The organism is Winogradskyella haliclonae, from assembly GCF_014635865.1.
GTDB lineage: Bacteria > Bacteroidota > Bacteroidia > Flavobacteriales > Flavobacteriaceae > Winogradskyella > Winogradskyella haliclonae.
This window is the reverse complement of the sequence record NZ_BMDQ01000001.1, coordinates 1,501,440-1,519,488: the sequence shown is the minus strand read 5'-3', so window position 1 is coordinate 1,519,488 and position 18,049 is coordinate 1,501,440. Positions and strand designations below refer to the sequence as shown.

Sequence of the window (18,049 nt, the reverse complement as noted above, 5' to 3'; positions counted from 1 at the left end):
CTAATCCACAATCTCAAAATCAAAATAAGTATCTGAAAACGGTTCTCCTCGAAGTGTAAAATGCCACCATTCTTTTGGGTAGTTTCTAAAACCATGCTTTTGCATTACAGTTTGTAGCAATTGACGATTTTGTTTTTGCTTATCCGTAATATTTTGGTAATTTACCCAAGATTGCTCACCAAAAAAATCATAAGGACTTCCCATATCTAAAGGCATTCCTGTTTCACCACTAACAATAGTTAAATCTACTGTACTACCACGACTATGACCAGATTTGCTAGCGATGTAACCCTCTTTAAATAAGTGACGCTTATCAACATTAGGATAAAACTCCGCTTTCTTTAATGTATCATTAACTTTTTTTGCCCAACGCACAAAATGATTGACAGCGCGTTGCGGACGATAACCGTCATATACCTTAAGACATAGGTTTTGCTTTTGTAATTCGTCTTGTACTAGTTTTAAATGCTTAGCAGAAGCTTTTGTAAGGTATAGGGCATTGGATTTGTAGCCATCAATTGTATCTCCAACAAAATTATTGATTGAATAATAACGTAACTCAATATTTAAATCTGGAATAACCTTAGACACGTTTATAAAACCATCTGGGATACTATTTTTTTGTTGCATCCCGTACAAACAGAATACTATTAACAATAGAAATACACTATTTTTGTAAAGCTTCATGGTAGCTAATTTAGATAAAATTATTTATGAATTTATTTTCTGAGGAAAAACAAGAGTTTCATTTACCTGATGCACATTTGGTATATATTAAAAACTGTTTTTCAAAATCAGAGTCTGATATGTATTTTAATACATTATTAAAAAATACCAATTGGCAAGAAGATGATATCACCGTATTTGGTAAAACTTATAAGCAACCAAGACTAACCGCACTTTACAGTAATACTGACACATCTTATTCATATTCAAGCATTACAATGCATTCTCAGCCTTATCCTGAAGAAATTTCAGTCATAAAACAGCGAGTAGAAGTACTAGCTCAGCATAAATTTAATACCGTTTTACTAAATCTATACAGAAATGGGAACGATAGCAATGGTTGGCATGCCGATAACGAAAAAAAATTAGGCAAACAACCAATAATTGCATCTGTAACTTTTGGAGAAGAAAGACCTTTTCACTTTAAGCATAGAACACTTAAAGATCAGCGTCATAAGGTTATGCTTGAGCATGGAAGCCTTTTAGTTATGAAAGGTCTTATGCAAAAACATTGGTTGCATCAAATAGCAAAAACAAAAAAGGACATTGGAGAACGAATTAATCTTACATTTAGAAACTTAATAAGTATATAAAATAAAAAGTCGAGATCCCTCAATCTCGACTTTTCTAATTTGCTTTGATTTTATGCCGGTAGATTCGGGATTCCTAAGCCAACAACATAATGCAAATATTTAATTAATTAATCCATTGAACTAAAAACTAATTTAGTACACAACAAATATAAAAGCGTATTTTGATTATAACGATTAAAAACTATATTTATCGATGAAATACACTAAATTTTAACATTTACCCATTAAAAACACTATTTCACCGTTAAAATACATTATATTAAATACTATAAATTCATAAATCATGATATAAGAATCGCTAAAAGCTTTTTATAAAATTTTAAAATTAACTTTGCGTTATAAAAGAAAAACCTCGTATGAAAACGATTTTATGTACACTGCTGCTTTTTATTTCTACCACAGTTTTTACACAAGATAAAACTTATACAGAAGAAGAAATTAGCATTACAGATTTAATAGATGGAAGCTTAGTAATACCAGAAAACTCATCTAAACCAAATCTAGCTATTATAATCGCAGGCTCCGGACCTACAAACCGAAATGGTAATCAAAATTTTTTAAAAAGTAATAATCTAAAAAAACTTGCTAATCAATTAGCCAATAACAACATTGCCTCGTTTAGATATGATAAACGCATTGTGAAACAAATAAAACGCGGAAAGGTAAATGTAAAAGACATGCGTTTTGAAGATTTTGTCAATGATGCAAAATCTATAATCAATTATTTTAAAGAAAAAAATCAGTTTTCAAAAATATATCTTATTGGTCATAGCCAAGGAAGCTTGGTAGGCATGTTAGCTGCCGAAGAGAATATTGATGGTTTTATATCACTTGCTGGTGCTGGACAAAATATTGGTGATGTTATTGTTGATCAAATCAATAATACAGCTAGACAATTTGCAGAAGACACTAAACGTGTGGTTAAGACTTTAAAATCTGGAAAGACCACTACAGACTTTCCTCCGGCTCTTGGTGCTATGTTTAATATGGAAACACAACCATTCATGATGTCTTGGATGGCCTATAATCCAACTGAAATTATTGCAAACTTAAACATACCAATACTTGTCATTAATGGCACAAAAGATTTACAAGTTTCTGTAGAAGAAGCAAAACTACTTGCTAATGCAAATAAGAAAGCAGAATTAAAAATTATAGAGAACATGAACCATGTATTGTTTACTATAGAAGGTGATAAACTTGAAAATTCTAAATCTTACAACGAGTCTTTTAGAGAGATCAATCCAGAATTAATTAATGAAATCGTTAATTTTATTAAACAGTAAGAACATCACATCACCTCATATCTATAATTAAAAAAGCCGTTTCTAAAAGAAACGGCTTTTTTACTAACTAACCAACCAATCGTAATGATAGCTTTTGTAGTATGTCGGTAACCAGCCGACTTTCGCATTTTTCATTACACTTTACTAAATACAAATGCCGTGCCAAACTTTATTTTGAATAAAAAATAAATTTAGTGTAACAAAAAATATTATTTGGTTACTAATATTTTAAATTATATCTTTATGATATCATTTTAATATCAATATAAATGATTAACCAATTAAATTTAAAATTATGAAAGAAGAGAAAATCATTGTTCCAGCTAATGGCTATTTTATGCTGTTTATATTCTTAGTATTGTTTTTTGGAAGTATTGCAACAATTATTGCCCTTAAAACACCTTGGCCAGGTATTACTATTTTCTTATCCCTAATAATGGCTTTTGGCTTTGTAATGGTACAACCTAATGGCTCTCGTGTATTATTATTATTTGGAAAGTACGTAGGTACAATTAAAAAGAACGGCTACTACTGGGTAAATCCTTTTTATACCAAAAAGAAAATATCATTACGCGCAAGTAATTTCGATAGTGAGCGCTTAAAAGTAAATGACAAATTAGGAAACCCAGTTATGATTAGTACCATATTAGTTTGGCGAGTTCAAAATACATATAAAGCTGCTTTTGATGTGGATAACTACGAAAACTTTGTCCGTGTTCAAACTGATGCTGCTGTACGTAAATTAGCTAGTATGTATCCATACGATAATTTTGCGGATGAGGGTCATGCCGAAGACATTACACTTCGTTCTAGTGTCAATGAAGTAAGTAATGCCTTAGAAAAAGAAATTGATGAGCGTCTTTCTATTGCAGGAATTGAAGTTCTCGAAGCACGTATTGGCTATCTAGCATATGCGCAAGAAATTGCAAACGCGATGCTTAAGCGTCAACAAGCTACTGCTATTGTTGCTGCAAGACACAAAATTGTAGAAGGTGCCGTAAGTATGGTCGAAATGGCTATTGAAGAATTAAACAAAAATGACGTTGTGGACTTAGATGAAGAACGCAAAGCAGCTATGGTTAGTAATCTTATGGTCGTACTATGTGGTGATAAAGACGCTTCTCCAGTAGTTAATACAGGAACTTTAAGTCATTAATTATGAATAAAAATCAAATATATAGTATAGCAATAGGTAGTGCCATGGGAACAAGTATTGGCACTACCATAGGTGCTGTTTCAGGAGATATACCTATGAGTTTAATTTATGGTTCCTTAATAGGTACCATTATAGGAGTTGTTTTGGCATTGGTTGTTTTTAAGACAGAAAAGAGTGATGACGAAGTCTAAAGAGCGTTTTGTATTGGTGGATAGATATCTGGAAATATCTAATAATCAAATCAACATCATTGATAAAAAAGGCAAGCGAATAAAAAATGAATTATTCAGCAAAAGTAACGGATGGCTCATCGTTATTGGAGTGGTTTTGACCGGTAACATTATCAGAAAGTTAATCAATGGTTTTTCTGAAAAAATAGCAGATTACATTTCTATTGGCATACAAGGGCTCGGTTTACTATTTGTTGTCTACATTATTATTTATTTAATATTTAGACATCAATGGCAAAACCATATAGAAATAGTAGATATTACAAGTATTGAAGTTGATAGTGAAGATGATTTTGAGCACGAGTTAACTCTTATAACAAATAAGAAACGAGAGAAAAAAATGAGCTTTAGAAAGCTTGAAAATCAGATAGAACCTCTTATAGAAGCCATCAAAAAACGAAACTCAAGAGTTATTATAAAATACATTTAAAAATGAAAGAATATAAAGTTGTACATCCAAAACTTGGATTAAAAAACAGAATACAGAAATATGAAGATATATTGAATCAATATGCAAGAGAAGGCTGGGAAGTAAAACATATTGTACCAAACTCAGCAATGGTGATTCTAGAGCGAGATAAAAACAGATAAGACGTGAAAAACGATAGACCAAAAATAAAAGTTCCTTTTGAAACATTAGATATTGTTATAGAGCTAGCAAGTATTGCAATTTTAATCTTGATGTGGTGCCATGTTATTATTGAATATGGAAACCTACCAGATAGTATTCCATCGCATTTCAATGCATCAGGAGAACCTGATGGCTATAGCAAAAAGTTATTTCTTTGGTTTTTACCAAGCCTCGCTACAGTAATGTATTTAGGTATGCTAGCACTTAGTAGATTTCCGCACTTGCATAATTACACAGTAAATATTACTAAAGAAAATGCTTTAAAACAATACCGTTTTAGCACTAGGGTTTTACGTATCGTTAATTTTTTATGCACTTTATTGTTTGCATATATTAGTTACAAAATCATAGTTGGAGCGCAACAGAACGCTTCAAGTTTAGGAGTTGGGTTTCCATTTATAGTTGTTGGTGCATGTTTACTACTGGTAGTCGTAATAATTATATATCAAAAAAAGAATAAATAAATCATGGCAAAGAAAAAGGCATTTGCATTACGGATTAATGAAGACATGCTTAAGGCTATTGAAAAATGGGCTGCGGACGAGTTCCGTAGTACCAATGGTCAAATAGAATGGATGCTCATGCAATACCTCAAGGAACACAAACGTCAACCCAAACAAAAAAGCAAAGAGTGACTTTACAGTCACTTTTTTTATGTTTCTATTTTTGTATTTTGCAAAACAAACTAACTATTAAATGGAAAATACACCTTTAATTACTAACGACGCTATTGCTTTTGGACTCCTAATGCTATCATTAGGTTTTGTTTTTTACACAGAATCAATAAAAACAGGATTTTGGAGCAAATTTTATAAAATTGTTCCAGGCTTATTTATGGCATACATGGTTCCTGCTGTATTAACCACAACAGGCTTAATTGCTCCAGATTGGGAAACTACTTCCGCAACAGGAGAAACCATAAAAGAAAGTTCAAGTCTCTATTATATGGCCAGTAGATACTTGTTACCAGCAGCTCTTGTTTTAATGACCTTGAGTATAGACCTAAAAGCTGTTTTTAATTTAGGATGGAAAGCTTTAGTCATGTTTTTTACAGGAACTATAGGTATCATTATTGGTGGACCAATAGCTATATTGTTGATTGCAACTTTTTCTCCTGAAACTGTTGGAGGCATAGGTGTTGATGCCGTATGGCGTGGCCTATCTACACTAGCAGGAAGTTGGATTGGTGGTGGTGCTAACCAAACTGCAATGCTAGAAATATACCAATACAATCCAAAATCTTATGGCGCCATGGTATTTGTAGATATTGTTGTTGCCAATATTTGGATGGCTATCATTTTAATAGGTATTGGAAAACGAAACCGAATCAATAAATGGCTAAAAGCAGACACATCTTCTATTGAAGAATTAAAGGAAAAAGTGTCTAGTTTTTCTGAGAGTGTAAAACGGAATCCATCATTAACAGACATTATGATTATAGCAGCTCTAGCATTTGGAGCTGTGAGCATTGCGCATTTATCTTCAGATTATTTAGCGCCGTATTTTGATACGCTTGTGGGTAAAATAGAAAACCCAACAACAAGAAATATATTTACATTTTTAGGGTCAAAATTCTTTTGGATGATTAGTGTTGCTACACTAATAGCCATAGGTTTATCATACACAAAAGCCAAAAATTACGAAGGTGCTGGCGCTAGTAAATTTGGTAGCGTATTTATTTACATCCTTGTGGCTACTATTGGTATGAAAATGGATTTAAGCTTAATTTTTGATAACGCAGGACTCATACTTATTGGTATCGTATGGATGTCCATACATGCGCTGTTACTTATTGGAGTTGCAAAACTTATTAAAGCACCTTACTTTTTCTTAGCGGTAGGCAGTCAAGCCAATGTCGGTGGTGCAGCCTCTGCACCTATTGTGGCATCGGCTTTTCATCCATCCTTAGCTACCGTTGGTGTTCTTTTAGCAGTGTTTGGTTATGCCGTAGGAACCATTGCTGCTATTGGTTGTACAATTTTAATGCAAATAGCCGCTGGTGGTTAGCATTTGTAAAATGAATATTAGATATTTGCCGAGCACAAATTAAAACGAAGACATGACCAAATTTCAGAATCTACTATATACTATTGCAATTACATCTTTATTGTTTTCATGTGGTGGAAAAGACAGCGAAGCAAACTTTACTTTAACAGGCTCCATAAAAGACCTTAAAAAGGGTGTTGTATATCTTCAAAAAGATGGTGATTCTACCATAATAGATTTGGACTCTGTGTCTATTAAAGGCGAACCAAACTTTACACTACAAACAACTATTGAAGAACCTATATTGCTTTACTTAAAATTAGACAAAAATGATGGTCAAGATTATTTTATTCCATTTTTTGCAGATAAAGGTTTTACAGAAATAAATACAACATTAAAAAACTTTAATACAGATTCTAAAATCACAGGCTCAAAACAACAAGCCCTATTAGAAGATTATTTAAAATTAATGTCTGACTTTAAAGACAACAATCTTGATCTTATAGAGGCTAATTTTGAGGCTATGAAGCGAAATGACACCATTGCATCGGATTCTTTGGTAAAGCGTTCTCAGCGTCTTTTAAAACTTAAATACGCATCGACAATAAACTTTGCATTAAATAATAAAGACAGTGAAGTAGCACCATATTTAGCACTATACGAAATACCTAATACAAGTGTAAAGTACCTTGATAGTATTTATAACAATCTCACTGATAACATAAAGCAATCCTACTATGGTAAGACTTTAGGGAGTGTACTTAAGGATTACAGAAAAGCTCAGGATAGTCTTAAATAAAATGTCTATTTATCCTCACATTAAACGAGACTCCAAGTTCTATAAAAAAAGCCTAACATAAATTTGTTAGACTTTCAACTTTAGAGCCGATGGAGGGACTCGAACCCACGACCTGCTGATTACAAATCAGCTGCTCTAGCCAGCTGAGCTACATCGGCAAAAACAGAGCGCAAATTTAAATTAGAAATTTAAATCTGCAAATCAATTTTATTTTAATTTATTAATTTTTTCGATTAATGCTCTACCTTTCTCTTCAAGCTCTGTATTAATTGCTTTGAAGTGTGCCTTTTTGTTTTCCGCACTACGGTCATTAACTTTAGTAATTAACTCGTCAAAAGTAGCTATAGCTTCATCGATAATTGCATCACTTTCTTTTGTTGGTTTTTCAGCATTTGCCAGCTCCCAAACATAAACTGCCTCAATAATATCGCCTAAAACGTAGTTTATGTCTTTCTTTAAATCTCTTTTATTTGCCATGATAATTTATTTATGGGACAAAAGTAATAAATCCCTTTAATCTATAGTGATTTTTTTGAAATAAGATAGGCTTAAACGTACACCTCTAATAGCTGTGCTTGATGAGCTTTTAGCGTATAATTCTTTATTGCTGCAGGCAGCAACAATGTTTCGCCTTTGTGGATAGTTTCAGAACCATTTACAGTATTTACTTCTACCTTACCATCTACGCAGATGTATATGATAAAAGAATCATAACTATTTTTTTTTTCTAACTCTGAATCAATTTGTATATAATTTGTAGTGAAGTATTGACAACTAACCATTTTGTTAGACTGATTTTTGGTTTTGCTATACGCCATTCTAAAATCGTCTTTCATATTAAAGTCTATAGCATCAATCGCCAAATCATTGTGCAACTCGCGCGCATTGCCTTGATCATCTACGCGGTCCCAATCGTAAACACGGTATGTGATATCACTGGTTTGCTGGATTTCAGCCAACATCACTCCTGCTCCAATAGCGTGCACACGACCTACTTCTATAAAATAGGTATCTCCTTTTTCTACCTTATCAAAATTTAGTATCTCAGTAAGGGTTTTATTTTCTAGATGCTGAAGGTATTTTTCTGGTGTCACTTTCTGATTAAAACCTACAATAAGATTTGAATCTTCATCGGCTTGCATCACATGCCACATTTCGGTTTTACCAAATGAGTTGTGGCGTTCAGCCGCTAATTTGTCATTAGGATGCAACTGAATACTTAAATCTTGCTTAGCGTCAATAAACTTTATAAGCAACGGAAACTTATCACCAAATTGCTCGTAATTCTTTTCTCCTACTAAATCGGAATGGTAATCTTTTAAAAGATTTTTTAAAGATTGTCCTTTTAATTCGCCATTAATTACAACAGACGTATCGCCTTCTACATCACTTATCTCCCAACTCTCTCCGACTTGATTAGAAGTCGAAACTTTGTTAAGGTATTTTGAAAGCTTTTCTCCTCCCCAAATTTTATCTTTTAAAATGGGATTGAACTTTAATGGATATAATGGTTTTTGCATTTACAGGCCTGAATATTTTACAAAGTTACGAGGAGTTTCGTAAAGTGTAACTTCTAAATCAAATTTAGCATCTAATTTAGCCTTTAATTTGTTGTAAATAACTACGACAATGTTTTCTGCTGTGGGATTTAAGTCCTGAAATTCTGGAACCTCAAGGTTTAAGTTTTTATGATCAAAAGCATCTTCTACCTCGGACTTAATAATATCCTTTAGAATTTTTACATCAATAACATAGCCCGTTTCTGGATCTATCTCTCCAGTTACACTAGCGATTAACTCATAATTATGACCATGAAAATTAGGGTTATTGCATTTGCCAAAAATAGCATCGTTTTTTTCAAAACTCCAATCTTTTCGATACAAACGATGAGCAGCATTAAAATGTGCTCTTCTGCATACGGTTACTCTCATTTGATAATATTAATGTGTTCGTAAAACTTCTCAAATATAATCTTGAACCAAGCAGTATATTCTTGGGGATTATTTTTTATGTCTGCTCTAACGTCTTCTAAAGGCATCCATTTCCAGTCTGCTACTTCATCTCTATTAATAACTGGAGCATCTTGGTAATAACCAATCATAATATGGTCTAACTCATGCTCTGTTAAACCATTATCAAAAGGTGCTTTGTATATAAAAGATGTTGTTTCTTCAAGAGATGTCACAAAACCCATTTCTTCTTGTAAACGTCTTGTGCCAGCTTCAATATTAGTCTCACCATCTCTCTGATGACTACAACAGGTATTTGTCCATAATCCTGGCGAATGGTATTTGTGTAATGCGCGTTGCTGTAACATTAATTCATTTTTGCTATTAAACACAAAAACTGAAAAAGCACGATGCAATACCGCTTTTTCATGAGCTTCTAATTTAGGCATTAATCCTATTTTCTCATCAAACTCATTAACTAAGATGACTTGTTCTTCGTTCATAAAAGCAAAATTACAATCAAATGTTAAGAAAGTTTATAATGATATCATAAATAAATCTCGACATTTTAGAAAAAGCGTGGCGATATAATTTTATTAATCTTCTTAATTTCAAATCTTAAAATTATCTCGTGCGTACCACTGTTGTAGTTATTTATACCAGAAGTTGTTAAATCATAACCGTAGCCAATGTACATTTCATCAGAAATTTGAAAGCCTGCCAAAGCTGCGATAGAATCATCCCAGCGCCATGCCAAACCTACTGTTAAGTCATTATTTAATAATGCATTAGCCGATAAATCAATAATATAGGGTGCTCCAGAAACAGCTTTAACCAAAAAAGATGGCTTTAACTTAACATTACTATTCAAATCAAAAACATAACCTCCTGTAAAAAAAAAGTGCAAACGCTCTGTAGCTAGTGACTCTTCAAAATCATCATAATGCTCTGTACTTATAAAATTTGGAGCGGAAAATCCTAAATACCAATCACGACTACTTAAATATAAACCTGTTCCTAATATTAATGCATTCTGACTAATATTTTGGTTAAATAATACATCATCATCTTGAAACTGTCCTTTACTCCAATCCGTACTTATATTATGCCAACCTGTCTTAATCCCAAAAGATAGTTTTGTACTATTATCATTAATTGGTATTGTGTATGAAAAGTTAGCATCTATAAAAGACTCTCTTGCTGGCCCCAGAGCATCACTTACTACATTTAAACCAATTGCTAGTCTTTCATTACGTAAAGGAGAGTGTATCCCTAAAGATTGAGTTTGTGGTGCTCCATCGATACCTACCCACTGTGTTCTATGTAGACCGACTATGCTTAATGTTTCTCTTTGCCCTGCATAAGCAGGATTTATACTCAAAGTATTATACATGTAGTGTGTATACTGAGGGTCTTGTTGTCCATAACTAAATGTTGATACTAGCGTAAGAACTGCAACTAAGTTAATTATTGATGGTTTACCAATCATATTTTTTATTTGAATGCTTAGCAAAATATTATAATATCTAATGATATAAATTATATTACCCATTTATTATTAATTTCTATTATTCTGTTAACATATTTATTAGCATAATTCATGAAAAATATTTTTCGGATTTCATAATCATCTGTAGAAAGTTTGTTAAATATAATCAATCATCTACAATTTTTAATAAAAGAAAACAAGACGTCAATAGTTGTTATAACAAGATTTAAAATTGATAAAAACATAACTAAGTTGTTCAGCGGTAATTACAACTCAATACTACGCAAACCTTTTGATGAAGAAAGCTCAATTGAGCACATGGAATTGCGCATAAAATAACTACTTTTGCCTACCATTTTTTATATGACCTATGAGCTTTTTATCTGAAATAGAACGTAGACGTACGTTTGGCATTATCTCTCACCCTGACGCGGGTAAAACTACACTTACAGAAAAATTATTATTATTTGGAGGCGCTATACAAGAGGCAGGAGCAGTAAAAAGTAATAAAATAAAAAAAGGCGCTACAAGTGATTTTATGGAAATTGAGCGTCAAAGAGGTATCTCTGTAGCTACTTCCGTACTAGCTTTTGAATATAATGGCATTAAGATAAATATCTTAGATACTCCTGGGCATAAGGATTTTGCGGAAGACACCTTTAGAACATTAACTGCCGTAGATAGTGTTATTGTTGTTATCGATGTTGCAAAAGGTGTTGAGGAACAAACAGAAAAATTGGTAGAGGTCTGTCGTATGCGCAACATACCTATGATAGTTTTTATAAACAAACTAGATCGCGAAGGTAAAGATGCTTTTGATTTGTTAGATGAAGTAGAGCAAAAGCTAGGTTTAAAGGTTTGTCCTCTGAGCTTCCCAATTGGAATGGGTTACGATTTTAAAGGTATTTATAACATATGGGAAAAGAATGTAAATCTGTTTACTGGAGATAGCAAAAAAGATATTGAAGATACCGTTGAGATCAATGATTTGGCATCAACCGAATTAGAAAAACTAGTTGGTGAATCTCATGCTAATGATTTACGTGACAATATAGAATTAGTTAATGGTATTTACCCAGAATTTAATAAGAATAGTTACCTTAATGGAGACCAACAACCTGTATTTTTTGGCTCTGCATTAAATAATTTCGGAGTTCGTGAACTCCTAGATTGTTTTGTTGACATTGCACCAAAACCTAGGCCAAAACAAAGTGAAGAACGCCTTGTAAAACCTGAGGAAGATAAGTTTACTGGGTTTGTATTTAAAATACATGCCAATATGGATCCTAACCATAGAAATCGGCTTGCGTTTATAAAAATTGTATCTGGAGAATTTAAACGTAACACACCATACTTACACGTAAGACATAACAAAAAACTAAAATTCTCTAGTCCTAATGCGTTCTTTGCAGAAAAAAAAGAAATTGTTGACATCTCCTATCCTGGAGATATTGTAGGTTTACAGGATACTGGAAACTTTAAAATTGGAGACACTTTAACTGAAGGCGAAATTCTTAATTACAAAGGGATTCCGAGCTTTTCGCCGGAACATTTTAGATATATTAACAATGCTGACCCCATGAAGTCTAAACAACTCTATAAAGGTATAGATCAGCTTATGGATGAAGGTGTTGCGCAATTATTTACTCTGGACCTTAATGGCCGAAAAGTTATCGGTACAGTTGGTGCGTTACAATATGAAGTTATTCAATATCGATTAGAACATGAGTATGGTGCAAAATGCAGCTACGAAAATCTGAATGTACACAAAGCTTGCTGGGTAGATACTGAAGATGAAAAAAGTGAAGAATTTAAAGATTTTAAACGTGTAAAACAGCGCTTCTTAGCCAAAGACAAAAGTGATCAATTGGTCTTTTTGGCTGACTCCATGTTTACGCTACAAATGACAGAGCAGAAATATCCTAGCATAAAATTTCATTATACTTCTGAGTTTGATTAAGACTGTTATGGTTGACTATAAAATTCATTGAAATGTGTTTTGTCGAAAAAAAATAACATTTAATCGATTATTTTTATATATTAGAGCCATAAATTAAATTATTAAGACAGATTATAACCCCAAAACTAATCTACTTATGGCTACAAACCCTAACGTTTTCAGTAACGATAAGATTACTGTAACCTACCAACCGCAATGCTGCGTTAATGCAGAACTTTGCGCAAGACAACTTTCTGATGTATTCAGACACTCAGTAATACCCTGGATTGACTTAGATGGTGCAAATACCAAGCGTATAATAAAGCAAATAAAAAAATGCCCATCTGGTGCTTTACAATACCAACTTACCACTGATAAAACAAAGAAGTCTGCATAATTCTATAGCATTTAATCATCATAAAAAAAAGCCACTATAATAGTGGCTTTTTTTTATTTAGAGAACTCTATTTATGCTTGACCTGTCGGCCCAAAATTTATTGGCATTTGTGGTTGGTCATAATCTTTAATTGTACCATGTACATTTTCAAAACGCTTTACGTTTTCACTTAGAGCTTTTACCAAACGTTTAGCGTGCTGCGGTGTCAATATAATACGAGACTTTACTTTACTCTTTGGTGTCCCAGGCATAATATTTACAAAATCTACGACAAACTCAGAAACTGAGTGATTGATTATTGCGAGATTAGAATAGGTACCTTGAGCTACTTGCTCATCTAATTCTATATTGATTTGTCCTTGCTTTGGTTGTTTTTTTTCGTCTGCCATCTTAAACGTGTTTAAGCTTCCTTGCAAAGGAAGTCTGGTTATTTAAATTAGTATTAAAAAAAGCCTTCAAACTATAGTAAGAAGGCTTTTTGATTTATTATAGTCTCATTATTTTGAGATAAGAGCAATTACTAATTGTAATTCATCTCTTCTTTCTGTTTCATCATTTCATCGAACTCTGACTTAGAGCCTACGATGATATTATCGTAATCTCTAACACCTGTACCAGCTGGAATTCTATGACCTACAATTACATTCTCCTTAAGACCTTCTAATGTATCAACTTTACCGTTTACAGCGGCCTCGTTAAGTACTTTAGTTGTCTCTTGGAACGATGCTGCAGAGATAAACGACTTGGTTTGTAAAGATGCTCTTGTAATACCTTGCAAGATTGGAGTCGCTGTAGCTGGACTCGCATCACGAGCAGTTACTAAAGCTTTATCTTCTCTTCTAAGTACAGAATTCTCATCTCGTAATTGACGAGTCGTCACGATCTGACCTTGTTTTAAGTTCTCAGAATCTCCAGCGTCTTCAACTACCTTCATTCCAAAAATCTTATCATTCTCTTCTATGAAATCTGACTTATGAACCAGTTGGTTTTCTAAGAAAATAGTATCGCCAGAATCAATGATTCTAACTTTACGCATCATCTGTCTTACAACAACTTCAAAGTGCTTGTCATTAATCTTTACACCTTGTAAACGGTAAACCTCTTGTACTTCATTAACCAAGTATTGTTGTACCGCAGAAGGGCCTTTGATATTTAAGATATCGTTTGGTGTAATAGAACCATCTGATAAAGGCATACCCGCTTTTACATAATCGTTTTCTTGTACAAGAATTTGATTAGATAACTTCACTAAGTATTTCTTAACCTCGCCTAATTTAGACTCGATGATAATCTCACGATTACCACGCTTAATCTTACCAAATGATACAACACCATCAATTTCTGTTACTACAGCTGGGTTAGATGGGTTACGTGCTTCGAATAATTCTGTTACACGAGGAAGACCACCTGTAATATCACCTGCTTTAGCCGACTTACGAGGTATCTTAACTAAAATCTTACCAATTTCAATCTTATCACCATCGTCAATCATAATGTGAGCCCCTACTGGTAAGTTATAAGAACGGATGGTTTCACCTTTCTTATCTTCAATCAGTAATGTTGGTATTAACTTCTTGTTTCTAGATTCTGAAATTACTTTCTCTTGGAAACCAGTTTGCTCATCAATTTCTACTTGATAAGTTACACCTTGCTCAATGTTTTCATACTTCACTTTACCAGCGAATTCTGAAATAATTACACCGTTATATGGATCCCACTGACAAACCACATCACCTTTCTTAAGCTTAGCACCAGGCTTCACATAAATGAAAGAACCATAAGGTATGTTATTTGTACTTAGTACGATTCCTGTTTTAGCATCGGTTAATTTCAATTCTGAAGTACGAGAGATAACAACATCTACATCATTACCTTCGTTATCCTTACTTTTTACAGTTTTTAAATCTTCGATTTCTGCAATACCGTCAAACTTAGCAATTAACTTATTCTCTTCAGAAATGTTACCTGCAATACCACCCACGTGGAATGTACGTAATGTTAACTGAGTTCCTGGCTCACCAATAGACTGTGCGGCAACTACACCAACAGCTTCTCCTCGTTGTACCATTTTACCAGTAGCAAGATTACGACCATAACACTTCACACAGATACCTTTTTTGGCCTCACATGTCAATGGTGAACGTACTTCGATAGATTCTACTGGAGAATCACCAATTTTCTTAGCAATTACATCATCGATATGCTGGTTTGCTGATACTAAAAGCTCTTCAGTCAATGGATTGTAAACATCATTTACAGATGTACGACCTACGATTCTAGCTTCTAATTTCTCAACAACTTCTTCGTTTTTCTTTAATGCAGAAACTTCGATACCTCTTAACGTACCACAATCTTCTTGATATACAATAACATCTTGAGATACATCTACTAGACGACGCGTTAAGTAACCTGCATCTGCTGTTTTAAGAGCCGTATCTGCAAGACCTTTACGTGCACCGTGAGTAGAAATAAAGTATTCTAAAATTGAAAGCCCTTCTTTAAAGTTAGAAAGAATCGGGTTTTCGATAATTTCTCCACCGCCTGCATTAGACTTTTTTGGCTTAGCCATTAATCCACGCATACCTGTTAACTGACGAATCTGTTCTTTAGATCCACGAGCTCCAGAATCAAGCATCATAAATACCGAGTTAAATCCTTGCTGATCTTCACGGATACGTTTCATGGATAACTCAGTTAATTCTGCATTAGTAGATGTCCAGATATCAATAACTTGGTTATAACGTTCGTTATTAGTAATAAGACCCATATTATAGTTACCCATAATACCATCTACTTGCTTATTAGCAGCAGCAATCATTGTATGCTTCTCTTGTGGAATAATAATATCACCCAAACTGAATGATAAACCACCTTGGAATGCAAACTTATACCCTAATGTTTTAATTTCATCAAGGAATTCAGCAGTTTCTGGCACTGAAGTTACTTTAAGAATACCATGAATGATATCTCTTAAAGATTTCTTAGTCAATACTTCATTAATATAGCCTGCTGCTTCTGGTACTTTTTCGTTAAAAAGTACACGTCCTACAGTAGTTTCTATAATTTGTGTTGTTAACTCACCTTCTTCATTAAAGTCTTTTGTGCGTACTTTAATTCCTGCGTTTAAGTCAACTTTCTTCTCGTTATAAGCAATGGTTACTTCATCTGGAGAATAGAATGTTAAACCTTCACCTTTAACCGTGTAATCCTTATCCGTTTTTCTGTGCTTGGTCATGTAATATAACCCAAGTACCATATCCTGAGAAGGTACTGTTACTGGCGAACCATTTGCAGGATTCAGAATATTATGAGACGCTAACATTAATAATTGTGCTTCTAATATAGCTTCTGGTCCTAATGGTAAATGTACCGCCATTTGGTCACCATCGAAATCGGCATTAAATGCAGTACACACTAATGGGTGTAACTGAATTGCTTTACCTTCGATAAGCTTAGGTTGGAATGCTTGTATACCTAAACGGTGAAGCGTAGGCGCACGGTTAAGTAATACCGGATGTCCTTTAAGAACATTCTCCAAGATATCCCAAACAACAGGTTCTTTTCTATCTATAATTTTCTTAGCAGACTTTACTGTTTTTACAATTCCTCTTTCGATTAACTTACGAATGATGAATGGCTTGTAAAGCTCAGCTGCCATATTTTTTGGTAAACCGCACTCAAATAATTTCAACTCAGGTCCAACAACAATAACAGAACGTGCAGAATAATCAACACGCTTACCTAGTAAGTTTTGACGGAAACGTCCTTGCTTACCTTTAAGTGAATCTGATAATGATTTTAATGGTCTATTTGAATCTGTTTTTACAGCAGATGACTTACGCGTATTATCAAATAATGAATCTACAGACTCTTGAAGCATACGCTTCTCGTTACGTAAAATCACTTCTGGTGCTTTTATCTCTACTAAACGCTTTAAACGATTGTTACGGATAATTACACGACGGTAAAGATCATTTAAATCAGATGTTGCAAAACGACCACCATCTAAAGGCACTAAAGGTCTTAATTCTGGTGGAATTACAGGAACAGCCTTCATAATCATCCACTCTGGCTTGTTCTCTCTATTTAAGTTAGAATCTCTAAAAGCTTCAACAACTTGAAGACGTTTTAATGCTTCTGTCTTACGCTGCTTTGAGGTTTCGTTATTAGCTTTATGACGTAAGTCATATGATAACTGATCTAAGTCTATACGTGCTAAAATATCTATAAGACATTCTGCACCCATTTTTGCGATAAATTTATTAGGATCTGTATCGTCTAAATACTGGTTTTCCTGTGGAATAGATTCTAAAATATTTAGATACTCTTCCTCAGTTAAGAAATCCATTTTTTGTAATGGTTCTCCTTCAGCATTCATAGCAATACCTGGCTGAATTACTACGTATCTTTCGTAGTAAATAATCATGTCTAATTTCTTAGAAGGTAAACCTAATAAATAACCAATCTTATTTGGTAACGAACGGAAGTACCAGATGTGAGCTACAGGCACAACTAAGTTGATGTGTCCTACTCTATCTCTACGTACTTTCTTTTCTGTTACTTCTACACCACAACGATCACAAACAATACCTTTGTAGCGTATTCTTTTATATTTACCACAAGCACATTCAAAATCCTTTACAGGACCAAAAATACGCTCGCAAAACAAACCGTCACGTTCAGGTTTGTGTGTTCGATAATTAATAGTTTCTGGCTTTAATACTTCACCTCGAGATGCTGCTAAAACAGACTCTGGTGATGCCAAACCAATAGAAATCTTGTTAAATTTCTGTACTGTATTCTTATCTTGTTTTCTTGCCATTTTATTTATGGTATTCAGCACATAGTTTCAGCCTTTAAAGGCTGAA

20 protein-coding genes and 1 tRNA gene are annotated in these 18,049 nt (G+C 33.6%); 12 read left to right on the top strand and 9 right to left on the bottom strand.

Translation table 11 applies throughout. The features are described from left to right. Complete coding sequence (locus tag IEV10_RS07020; RefSeq protein ID WP_188373965.1) at positions 1-687, bottom strand: M15 family metallopeptidase; 687 nt, start codon at positions 685-687, stop codon at positions 1-3. A gap of 26 nt (positions 688-713) precedes the next feature. Here IEV10_RS07020 and IEV10_RS07015 point away from each other — a divergent pair, with 26 nt between their 5' ends. From IEV10_RS07015 to IEV10_RS06970, 10 genes are all read left to right on the top strand, one after another. Then, positions 714-1,319, top strand: a complete 606-nt coding sequence (locus tag IEV10_RS07015) for an alpha-ketoglutarate-dependent dioxygenase AlkB family protein (RefSeq protein WP_188373964.1) — start codon at positions 714-716, stop codon at positions 1,317-1,319. 356 nt (positions 1,320-1,675) lie between these two features. Next, positions 1,676-2,605 carry an alpha/beta hydrolase gene (locus tag IEV10_RS07010; protein ID WP_188373963.1) on the top strand — a complete coding sequence of 310 codons (930 nt, stop codon included), beginning with the start codon at positions 1,676-1,678 and terminating at the stop codon, positions 2,603-2,605. 295 nt (positions 2,606-2,900) lie between these two features. Beyond that, the gene (locus tag IEV10_RS07005) at positions 2,901-3,761 is read left to right on the top strand and encodes an SPFH domain-containing protein (RefSeq protein WP_188373962.1); all 861 of its coding nucleotides are present in this window, start codon (positions 2,901-2,903) and stop codon (positions 3,759-3,761) included. 2 nt (positions 3,762-3,763) lie between these two features. Next, entirely contained in the window at positions 3,764-3,952 is a 189-nt protein-coding gene (locus tag IEV10_RS07000) for a hypothetical protein (protein WP_188373961.1), read from the top strand. Further along, the gene (locus IEV10_RS06995; RefSeq protein WP_188373960.1) at positions 3,939-4,421 is read left to right on the top strand and encodes a hypothetical protein; all 483 of its coding nucleotides are present in this window, start codon (positions 3,939-3,941) and stop codon (positions 4,419-4,421) included. Before IEV10_RS07000 ends, IEV10_RS06995 begins: the two co-directional genes overlap by 14 nt. Before the next feature lie 2 nt (positions 4,422-4,423). Continuing rightward, the gene (locus IEV10_RS06990; protein ID WP_188373959.1) at positions 4,424-4,582 is read left to right on the top strand and encodes a DUF4177 domain-containing protein; all 159 of its coding nucleotides are present in this window, start codon (positions 4,424-4,426) and stop codon (positions 4,580-4,582) included. 3 nt (positions 4,583-4,585) lie between these two features. Beyond that, positions 4,586-5,086 (top strand): DUF1648 domain-containing protein, encoded by a 501-nt coding sequence (locus IEV10_RS06985; protein WP_188373958.1) that lies wholly within the window; start codon positions 4,586-4,588, stop codon positions 5,084-5,086. Positions 5,087-5,089: 3 nt separating this feature from the next. Further along, entirely contained in the window at positions 5,090-5,257 is a 168-nt protein-coding gene (locus IEV10_RS06980; RefSeq protein ID WP_188373957.1) for a type II toxin-antitoxin system antitoxin, read from the top strand. A 61-nt stretch (positions 5,258-5,318) separates the two neighbouring features. Then, complete coding sequence (locus IEV10_RS06975) at positions 5,319-6,629, top strand: DUF819 family protein (RefSeq protein WP_188373956.1); 1,311 nt, start codon at positions 5,319-5,321, stop codon at positions 6,627-6,629. Positions 6,630-6,681: 52 nt separating this feature from the next. Further along, positions 6,682-7,407 carry a DUF4369 domain-containing protein gene (locus tag IEV10_RS06970; protein ID WP_188373955.1) on the top strand — a complete coding sequence of 242 codons (726 nt, stop codon included), beginning with the start codon at positions 6,682-6,684 and terminating at the stop codon, positions 7,405-7,407. A gap of 84 nt (positions 7,408-7,491) precedes the next feature. Here IEV10_RS06970 and IEV10_RS06965 read toward each other — a convergent pair. The 6 genes from IEV10_RS06965 to IEV10_RS06940 form a co-directional block, all read right to left on the bottom strand. Continuing rightward, positions 7,492-7,565, bottom strand: a tRNA-Thr gene (locus IEV10_RS06965). A gap of 49 nt (positions 7,566-7,614) precedes the next feature. Continuing rightward, positions 7,615-7,884, bottom strand: a complete 270-nt coding sequence (locus tag IEV10_RS06960; protein ID WP_188373954.1) for a hypothetical protein — start codon at positions 7,882-7,884, stop codon at positions 7,615-7,617. A 71-nt stretch (positions 7,885-7,955) separates the two neighbouring features. Further along, positions 7,956-8,927 carry a type I phosphomannose isomerase catalytic subunit gene (locus tag IEV10_RS06955; RefSeq protein WP_188373953.1) on the bottom strand — a complete coding sequence of 324 codons (972 nt, stop codon included), beginning with the start codon at positions 8,925-8,927 and terminating at the stop codon, positions 7,956-7,958. Next, positions 8,928-9,338 (bottom strand): 6-pyruvoyl trahydropterin synthase family protein, encoded by a 411-nt coding sequence (locus tag IEV10_RS06950; RefSeq protein ID WP_188373952.1) that lies wholly within the window; start codon positions 9,336-9,338, stop codon positions 8,928-8,930. Beyond that, the gene (gene idi / locus IEV10_RS06945; RefSeq protein ID WP_188373951.1) at positions 9,335-9,859 is read right to left on the bottom strand and encodes an isopentenyl-diphosphate Delta-isomerase; all 525 of its coding nucleotides are present in this window, start codon (positions 9,857-9,859) and stop codon (positions 9,335-9,337) included. The genes IEV10_RS06950 and idi overlap by 4 nt, the downstream gene beginning before the upstream one ends. Positions 9,860-9,924: 65 nt before the next feature. Beyond that, entirely contained in the window at positions 9,925-10,845 is a 921-nt protein-coding gene (locus IEV10_RS06940; RefSeq protein ID WP_188373950.1) for a PorP/SprF family type IX secretion system membrane protein, read from the bottom strand. Between the two features lie 370 nt (positions 10,846-11,215). Between IEV10_RS06940 and IEV10_RS06935 the strand changes: the two genes are divergently transcribed. Together IEV10_RS06935 and IEV10_RS06930 are read left to right on the top strand one after the other, a co-directional pair. Continuing rightward, complete coding sequence (locus IEV10_RS06935) at positions 11,216-12,805, top strand: peptide chain release factor 3 (RefSeq protein ID WP_188373949.1); 1,590 nt, start codon at positions 11,216-11,218, stop codon at positions 12,803-12,805. Between the two features lie 136 nt (positions 12,806-12,941). Continuing rightward, the gene (locus tag IEV10_RS06930; RefSeq protein WP_188373948.1) at positions 12,942-13,181 is read left to right on the top strand and encodes a (4Fe-4S)-binding protein; all 240 of its coding nucleotides are present in this window, start codon (positions 12,942-12,944) and stop codon (positions 13,179-13,181) included. Positions 13,182-13,252: 71 nt separating this feature from the next. Here IEV10_RS06930 and IEV10_RS06925 read toward each other — a convergent pair whose 3' ends face one another. Then, a complete protein-coding gene (locus tag IEV10_RS06925) occupies positions 13,253-13,570 on the bottom strand; it encodes a DUF3467 domain-containing protein (protein WP_188373947.1) in 318 nt (105 codons plus the stop codon). A 131-nt stretch (positions 13,571-13,701) separates the two neighbouring features. Further along, positions 13,702-18,003 carry a DNA-directed RNA polymerase subunit beta' gene (gene rpoC, locus IEV10_RS06920; RefSeq protein WP_188373946.1) on the bottom strand — a complete coding sequence of 1,434 codons (4,302 nt, stop codon included), beginning with the start codon at positions 18,001-18,003 and terminating at the stop codon, positions 13,702-13,704. Positions 18,004-18,049 lie beyond the last annotated feature (46 nt).